Annotated in this window: 5 protein-coding genes; all 5 read left to right on the top strand. The window is 62.8% G+C overall.

Annotated elements, in window-relative coordinates:
- The coding region (locus VF992_07850) for a cell division protein FtsZ (protein HEX9341064.1) at nucleotides 1-545 on the top strand (545 nt) is incomplete at its 5' end.
- Nucleotides 546-681: 136 nt separating this feature from the next.
- Entirely contained in the window at nucleotides 682-1,791 is a 1,110-nt protein-coding gene (gene ftsZ, locus VF992_07845) for a cell division protein FtsZ (GenBank protein HEX9341063.1), read from the top strand.
- A gap of 5 nt (nucleotides 1,792-1,796) precedes the next feature.
- Nucleotides 1,797-2,045, top strand: a complete 249-nt coding sequence (locus tag VF992_07840) for a protein translocase SEC61 complex subunit gamma (GenBank protein ID HEX9341062.1) — start codon at nucleotides 1,797-1,799, stop codon at nucleotides 2,043-2,045.
- A 1-nt stretch (nucleotide 2,046) separates the two neighbouring features.
- Nucleotides 2,047-2,973, top strand: coding sequence for a transcription elongation factor Spt5 (locus tag VF992_07835; protein ID HEX9341061.1), 927 nt, complete (start codon nucleotides 2,047-2,049; stop codon nucleotides 2,971-2,973).
- Between the two features lie 731 nt (nucleotides 2,974-3,704).
- Nucleotides 3,705-8,975, top strand: a 5,271-nt coding sequence (locus tag VF992_07830) for a DUF6531 domain-containing protein (GenBank protein HEX9341060.1), incomplete at its 3' end; no start/stop codon positions are given.

Genomic DNA, 8,975 nt, shown 5'->3' with positions numbered 1-8,975 from the left:
CCGTCATCACGATCCCGAACGACAAGCTCCTCGATCTCGTTCCGAGGCAGAGCCTGAACCTCGCGTTCAAGTTTGCCGACGAGGTCCTGATGCGGTCGATCAAGGGGCTCACGGAGATCATCACGAAACCCGGGCTCGTGAACCTGGACTTCAACGACGTCAAGACGATCATGAAGGGCGGCGGGGTTGCGATGATCGGGCTGGGCGAGAGCCAGGCGGTCGGCGACAACCGGGCGGTCGAGGCCATCGAGGAAGCAATCAACTCGCCCCTCCTCGAAGTGGACGTCTCGACGGCTCACGGCGTCCTGATCAACGTGACCGGCGGAAACGACATGACGATTTCCGAGGCAGAGCGCGTTGCGGAGGTCGTCCAGTCGAAGGTCTCTCCGACCGCGCGGATCATTTGGGGTGCGACCGTGGACCCGTCTCTGGAGCACACCCTTCGCGTGATGCTCGTCGCCACGGGCGTGAAGTCGAAGCAGATTGTCGGGCGCCGCGATCCGGCCGAAGAGCGGGCCCGCGTCGGCATCGATGTGATTCGCTAGGCCGAGGCTGCGATCGCGGTCATGGTCGTGCTCAGCCCGGAGCCGCGACGCAGTTCGCAATGCTTATAACCGGCACGCTCTTACGCGAGAAGCGAAATTACTCCTCAGCCGGGAGGCTGGTCCCGGAGGGCGTCCCATGGACTCGATCATCAAGGAAATCGTCACCCGGTCCGATGCACACCCCCGAGTGCCCGACTCCCCGACCCAATCGATCGGCGCGGGTGCCGAAGATGCCGAACTCGAGCGGATCCTCGCGAGCCTTCGCACGAACATCAAGATCTTCGGCATCGGCGGCGGGGGCTGCAACACGATCGATCGGCTGGTGGACGCGGGCATCATCGGCGCGGAACTCTACGCGGCGAACACGGACGCCCAGCATCTCCTGACCATTCGGTCGCCCCACAAGCTCCTCTTGGGACGCCGGGTGACCCGCGGATTGGGCGCGGGGGCGCTGCCGCAGGTCGGCGAGGAGTCCGCACGGGAAGCCGCCGACGAGATTCGCTCGGTCGTGCATGGCGCGGACATGATCTTCATCACGTGCGGCCTCGGGGGCGGCACCGGAACGGGCGGCGCGCCCGTCGTCGCGCAACTCGCGAAGGAGGCGGGCGCCCTGACGATTGCGATATGCACCTTCCCGTTCCGAGCGGAAGGAGCGATCCGTGCGGAGAATGCGGAATTCGGCTTGGAAAAGCTCCGGAGTTTCGCGGACACCGTCGTCGTGATTCCGAATGACAAACTCCTTGAGCTCGTCCCGCGTCTTGCCTTGAACGCGGCGTTCAAGGTCGCCGACGACGTGCTGATGCGGGCGATCAAGGGGATCACCGAGGTCATCACGAAACCGGGCCTCGTGAACTTGGACTTCAACGACATCAAGACGATCATGAAAGGAGGCGGCGTGGCGATGATCGGACTCGGGGAGAGCGACCGCGACGACCGTTCGGAGGCGGCAATCGAAGAGGCGATTAACTCGCCCCTGATCGACGTCGACATCAGTCATGCGACCGGTGCCCTCGTGAATGTCACCGGAGGGAACGACATGAGCGTGGCCGAAGCGGAGAAGGTGTCCGAGATCGTCCAGGGCCGTATCGCGGCGAACGCCCGCATCATCTGGGGCGCGGCGGTCGACCCGAGCCTCGAGCACAAGCTCCGCGTCATGCTTATCTTGACCGGAGTCAAGTCGAAGCAGATCCTCGGACCCGGGGAGCACCTCCGAGCGCCCCAGGCCGGAGTCGACATCGTGCGGTGAGGACCATGGCGGACATCGTGGACAGGAGCTGGGAGGTCCAGCGGCGGATCGAGGAGCGAGTGAAGCGGCTCGGGAAAGGCCGGTTCGGCCGCGTCCTCAAGATGGCCCGCAAGCCGACGTCGGACGAGTACTCGAAAGTCGTGTTGATCACCGGGATCGGAATCGTTGCGATCGGTGCGCTCGGGTTCGTGATCTACCTGATCATGCGATACGGACCGGGCGCAATCCGCGGGCTCTTCGGGGTCGTGGGCTGATATGGGGCTGCTCGACGACTTCTCGAGGCGGGAGCCGCCGCCAGAGGCAAAGCTTGGCGCGCCCCCGGTCGGCCATTTCGGCGTCAAGCTCGACCTCAACGAGGAGAAAGCCACGCTGACCGCGGGGCAGACACGGGAGTACGACGTCCTCGTGACGAACACCGGCACGGAGGACGACACAATCCGGATCAAGGTCGACCTGGTCTACAACTCGGAGCTGCCGGATCCGCCCGAGTGGACGGTGAAGCTGTACGGCGTCGAGGACAAGGCGTGGGACGTCACCTACACGAAGATTACGGAAAAGGATTTCATGCTCATCACGGACGGGCAGCGGGAGATCACCCTCACGGTCACGTGCCCGAAAGGCGCGCGCTACGGGGACCGCCTGAACGTCGTCGTGAACGCGATCTCGAAAGGAGATCCCGGCGCCTTCGATGCGAAGACGCTGAGTTTCAGCGCTCGTCAAGCGATCCTCGCGGTCAAGTCATCCATCGGCCATGAGCGCGCCGTCGCCGACGCCATCTATGCGCGGGCGAAGGCAAAAGACGTCGGCGTCTTCTCGATCCTTGTGCCGGCGAACTTCCGCGGCTACGTCTACGTCGAATCGATGAACCCGGATCGGCTCGAGGAGATCGTCCGCGGCCTGCGCCGGGCGCGCGGGGTCGTGAAGGGCGAAGGCGAGTCGACCGGCATCGGGTTCTCGGAGATCGAGGCGTACTTGACGCCGAAGCCGATCGTCAGCGGGATCATGGAGGGCGACATCGTCGAGCTGGTCGCCGGCCCGTTCAAGGGCGAGAAGGCCCGCGTCATGAAGATCGACGAGACGAAGGAAGAGATCACGGTCGAGCTGTTCGAGGCGATGGTCCGCATCCCTGTGACCGTCCGGGGCGACAGCGTCCGGGTCCTACAGAAGGAACAAGAGAGGTAGCTTGGGAGGGGCGGCCATCCGGCAGCGAGCGGACCTCCCCCGCCTACGCCTCTGGCTCCAGAACCGCTCCGGCAGTCGCATGGGCGCCTGGGCTCCGGCCGATTGGAGCGCGCCTGGACGCGAGCGCACGCCTCAGCTGAGGCAACTCAGCCATTTCGAGCCGGGCTTGCCGGGCGATCCTCCCTAGCCGTTGGCCAGGGTCCGTGAGCGAGTATCGCCGTGCGGGTTGCGCGCCTCGATGAGTCATCTGCAACCGAACCAGTCCCAAGGACAGAGCGACAGAGAGCGCCGAATAGAGGGTGTCATTGCATATGCCAGAGAGATCGATGAGGTCCGTGATGCTCAACGATTCCGTCTGCGCGTCTGCGAGGAGGCCGATGATCACGAGCAGGCCACTGTATTCGAGCCAGCGGATGGGCTCGTACGGACGACGATTCGATCTCGAGCCACGCTCGGGATGAGACGGTCCGGCTCGTGAATCCATCCCTCAACTGCCCCGACGATAAGCGATGTAGGCCAATATAAACGTAGGCGAGAATTACCCGGTCCTGCCGTTGCCGACTCCGGGTCAGGCTTCCGGAAAACGGAAGCTCCCTTAAGACGGGTATTCACTATTCCTACGGACCACGGACGGCGGTCCGATGGTCGGACACTCGAGAGGTGACTTCTCGTGCGAGCACGGGGAGGAATTTCGGAATCGCTCCGAGATTAACGCCACCGCTTTTCGCGGGGTGGTTTCGCCCGGCGCCAAGTGGATTAAGAAGGGCTTCGCGACGTTCGCCGTGGGAGTCATGATCCTCACCGCATTCGCGGTTGTGTCTCGCCCGGTATCGGCCGATGGTGGCACGATGACGGCTTCAGGAGGTGGTCCCCCGACTGCGACTACATACGGTCCTGGGGCCGCGACGACGCGCTTCCCGGACGGGACGGTTCGGACTCAGTACCTCCCGACGTTCCAGCGATGGGACGGCGTCTGGCGGCCGGAGAGCGCGCTCAACTGGTCCGCGGGAGAGTGGCCATATCTCGCGAACGAGACGACAACTTCCTTCGCAATCACCCGGCTCGGTGGGTCCTTCACTCAGGGCAAGGTCCCCGGGGCGACGTACGCCGTCCATCTCGACCAGATCAAGGAGACGGTCAATATCGCATCGCCCTTCCCTACGCCCATCACGAGCCCGTCCCTCACCGTGCCCTTCTCCGGCTCCTACTACGTCGCGATAGCCGGCACGACGATCACGCTGATCGGCTCTGCCGGAACTTCCTGGAGAAGCGCGCCGTTCGCAGCGTGGGACTCGGCAACACCGGCGCACACGTGGGACAACCTAGCGACGTCCGTCGCCTACATCGATGGCTCCCTCGTCATTAGCCTCGACGCCAACGCGGTGTCGGGCGCGACCTTTCCGTTGTACATCGATCCGACGTGGATTCTCCAGGCGAACGCGAACAACGCTTGGGCGGGAACCTTAGACCACCTCACGAGCGACTGGGGGGACCAGAGCCTCCGCATCGGGTACCTGGCAGACAACTTCAACGACAACAAGAACGAGGTCTGGACGAAGACATCGGGAAACAGTTTCAGCCTCAGAGGAGGCCGAGCGCAGCTCACGGCCACGGAGATCCACGCGTCCGGCACCTGGTCGGACCTCGTCCTCGGATCCACCCTCAATTTCGCGTCTTGCGGCGCGTCGAAACTCCTGGTCCGGTATGCGAGCAGCTCGAACTACTACTATCTGAACGTCAACTTCGCGGGGAAGCAAGTTACGCTTTACAAAGTAATCGGCGGCGTGACCACGGCACTCTCATCGACGCTGTCAATCTCGATGAGCGCCAACACGAATTACGACGCTAAAGTCGTGGCGAGGGGAAATTCCTTCGAAATCTGGTGGGCCGGGGCCAGGGTCTGGACCGGCACGGACCCTTCCCCGCCAGGGAGTCCGCTGAGCGGCAACGTCGGGCTTTCTGAGGTCACCAGCAAATGCACCCTGTATGCGGACAACGTCCGAGTGCGCGACGCGACCAAGTGGTCGGGGGACTACACCTCGGCCAGCCGGGACGCAGGAACCAGCAACGTTGTCACGCAGGTTCGCTTCCAAGGTACGGCCGACTCCTACAGCGACGTAGACTTGTGGATCAACTCGTCCTCCAATAACCAAGCCTGGGGTGGATGGCACCTCTTGAAGGCGATGGTTGCACCAGGATTCTACTACGCTGTTCCCGATATCGACCAGAAGCGGTGGTACCAGCTCCGCGCGGTCATGCGGACCGGCGTCGACGGCACGGCGTTCGTCCACGAGATGGATGCGCTGGAAACGCCGCCGACCGGGGTCCAGGCGACGACGAACACGGGGTTCGCGCCCTGGTACATCTACGTGGCCGGGGACGTGAACGCGGTCTCCGGGAACCTTGTGATCTCTTGGACCGATCTCTCGACTCGGGCGAAGGGCTTCCCGATCGCCCTCGTCCGGACGTACAACTCCGCCCTTTCCGGGACAGCGGGGCCGTTCGGCCTCGGTACGATGGACGGGTTCCACGCCAAGCTGAGTTTCCCCGCAGGAGGAAACGTGACCTACACCGCGGGCGACGGGGCGGTCTACATCTTCACGACGATGGGGGGCACCGCGTACAGTCCGCCCCGCGGAATCCACGACAATCTCGTAAAGAATGCCGACGGGACTTACACCCTCTGGCAGCCCGACGGATCCCGGACGAACTTCGACTCGACAGGCAAGCTCACGTCCATTGTCGACCGGAACGGGAACCACCTCACGCTCACCTACACAAATGGCAACCCCACGAGGGTTGCCGACGATTCGGGCCTCGCGTTGACGTTCGTCTACGATTCGAGTAACCGGATTTCGTTCGTCACCGATCCGATGAACCGGAGGGTGGGCTACACCTACGACGGCTCGAACCGGCTCGTCACGTTCACGGACGCCATGACCTTTAGTGAAAACTACAGCTACGACAGTTCCAACCGCCTGACCCAGCGTGTCGACCGCGCGGGCCACGTGGACCGTTTCGTGTACGACGCGAGTTCCCGGGTGAGCCAGATCTGGACCGGCGAATGGAATTACGCCTCGAACGCGATTCGATGGCAGGTGGAGGCCTACGGCATCGGCTACACGAGCGGGACTCAGACCACGGTGACGAACGCGGCGGGTTCCACTACGACCATCACGTTCAACAGCCTCGGAAATCCAACCGTCCTCAACGGACCGAATGTCGGCGGATTCGGCTGCGGCCTCTGTACGAAGGGCAATTCCAGCCAGGCCACGTGGGACGGCGAGTTCGACATCCTCACGGCGACGGACGGACGGACCGACACGACAGCATATTCGTACGACTGGATGGGGAATGCGGTCTCCACGAGGGACCCGGGGGGGAACACCACGCTCCAAACGTTCTCCAACGTCCAGAACGCGACACAGTTCATCGCCCTGCGGATGAGCCAGATGAATCAGAGGGGCTACGTGACCAGATACACTTACTACACCAATGGCAACCTCTACGCGACGATTCTCCCGGGCGGCAACGTATCGTACCAGTTCTACGATGCGGCAGGCTCGGTCGTGCGTTCCCAGGATTTCCGCGGCAACTCGGTCACGGCAAGCTACGACGCGCACGAGTTCCTCGTCAACTCGACGGACGCGGGCGGCAACAAGACGACGTACCAGAACGACGCAATCGGGCGGACGTGGAACACCACGAGTCCCGGAGGCAACACGACGCGGAACGTGTACGACTCCAACGGGCGCGTGACGTCCGTCACGGACCCGATGGGGAATGTGACTTGGTCCACGTACGACCACCGGGGGGACCTCCTTACGCGGAAGGACGCGAATCTCCTCATCACGCAGTACGCCTACAACATGACATTTGGCGGTGTGCAGCAGATTGTCGACACGGGCGGCAACATCACGAAATACGTCCACAACAACCTGGGCGAGCAGACCCAGACGACCGACAGGAACAACCACGCGACGAGGTACGCGTACGACGCCTTCGGTCGCGTCACCAACGTTACGACTCCCTTGGGCCACGTGACCCGGTTCGTGTATGATGCCGTGGGCAACGACATCGTCAAAATCCTAGCGAACGGGACACGAATCAACTACACCTACGACGCCTCAAATCGCCTCGTCAAGACGACGTACCCGGGCGCGCAAGCGATTACCGTGGCCTACAATAAGGACGGAAACGTCGTCGAGAGGAGGGGATTCGAACTCGACGAGATCTTTGTGTACGACGCCCTGGATCGGGTGAGCCAGACAAGGCAGATTTTCCTCGACGTCTCCATGACGTTGTTTCACAACTTCACGTACGATGCAAACGGGAACCGTCTCTCCATGGACGGCAACGGCGGAGGGATCTACGTCTGGGACCGGAGCAACAGGGTCTCGAGCCAGACGGACGCAGCCGGAAGCCGCTGGGCCTACGCGTATGGCAAGGACGGCCAACTCCTCAAAGAGACGTATCCGAACGGCGGGTACGTGACGTACGCCTATGACCGGGGCGGGCGGCTCGTCCTCGAGACAGCCTACCAGCCCGGCGGGTCCGTCCTCGAGAAACTGGCATACGTCTACGACAAGGTGGGGAACGTTGTGACCCAGCAGACGCCCCAGACCACGGAGGCGATTTCCACCTGGACGTACTCAGATTGTTGCGACGCCGCAACGGACGGGCTCACCGCTTCGGGCTTGGCGCCCTCGCCCCAGACCGTCACCGTTTCCGTGTACGCTCATGGAGTCGCCGTCGACAACGTGAACTCGCCGCCGTCTTGCGCCGCTCCCACCGTGACCTGGTATTACGTCCTCAATGGAATTGCCGTCCAGATCGGATCGCAAACCCTCAATCTCAACAAACCCCGGGCCTGCTACGCGTCGTTCGGAGCCCAGTTCAGCGCGTCCGTGAGCGTGCGCAACGGGGACGTCCTTTCCGGGAAAATCGCCTTCCAGAACGATTCCGTCGTGACGACGACCATTTCCAGCCTGAGCGTGTCGTTCCAGACCGCCACGAACCCGAGCATGTTCGTCTACGACAGGGAGTATCGCCTCGCCAACGCCACGTATCCCAGCGGCACATCGACCAAGTACACGTACGATGCTTTCGGCAACCGCCTGACGTCGACAAGCGGGGGCACGACGGTCACGTCCACGTATGACGCGGACAACGAGCTCACATCCTCCACAGATGGGACCAGCTACAGCTACGACGCGAACGGAAATCTCATCTCGAGAACGGTCGGCGCCGTCACGACCCACTTCGCGTACGACTACGCGAATAACCTCGCGCCAGTGTCGACGACGCAACTCGTCTCTTCCTCGTGCAGCTCGTGCACCACAACGTCTTCGGTCCGCCTTCTCACGTTGCTGCCCTCGCCGCAAAGCAAGACGATCTCGGTCACTGGGTCGGGCAGTGTGTTCGACGACGTCGACTACCCGAACTGCCCGACCGTCACCGTCTCGTGGTCATACAAACTCAACGGAGGCTGGTATCAAGTCGGTTCCCAGGCCCTCACCCTCATTCCCAACACCAATTACCTGTTCTGCCACGCGGCTTTTAGCGGAACCTATTCGAGCGCCTCGCCCGTCTCGCTGAACTCGGGGAACACGTTGGCCGGTCAAGTCGTCCTCGATCCCGCGGGGTCCTCTGCGTACCTAGGGACCACCACCACCGTGTCGATGGCCGCCGGAACGCTGAACGTCGCGCCGTACGAACTGATGCAGTACGGCCCGGACGGGCTCCTGTCGAGCGAGACCGTGAACCAAGGTTCCGTGACCCAGCATTTCGACTACGACCTCCTCGGCATCGGCGGATTCCCACGGAAGGTCGCGGACTACAAGGGGGCCTCGCTCGGTGCGTCGTACTTCTTCGGTCCCGGTTCGAATCGGCCCTTGGACATGATCGTGGCCAACGTGTCGTACTATTACCACCGGAACCTGGAAGGGAGCATCACGACCCTCACGGACGCCTCCGGCGCGGTCCAGGCGAGCTACCACTAC

The organism is Thermoplasmata archaeon (assembly GCA_036395115.1).
In the GTDB taxonomy this organism is placed as follows: Archaea; Thermoplasmatota; Thermoplasmata; order RBG-16-68-12; family RBG-16-68-12; genus RBG-16-68-12.
The sequence above is the reverse complement of the archived record's forward strand: the minus strand, read 5'-3'. Positions and strand labels throughout refer to the sequence as shown.

What these genes read in the sequence shown, in the direction of transcription:
- ftsZ (HEX9341063.1), top strand. Translation starts at nt 682, where the DNA reads ATGGACTCGATCATCAAGGAAATCGTCACCCGGTCCGATGCACACCCC.
- VF992_07840 (HEX9341062.1), top strand. Translation starts at nt 1,797, where the DNA reads ATGGCGGACATCGTGGACAGGAGCTGGGAGGTCCAGCGGCGGATCGAG.
- VF992_07835 (HEX9341061.1), top strand. Translation starts at nt 2,047, where the DNA reads ATGGGGCTGCTCGACGACTTCTCGAGGCGGGAGCCGCCGCCAGAGGCA.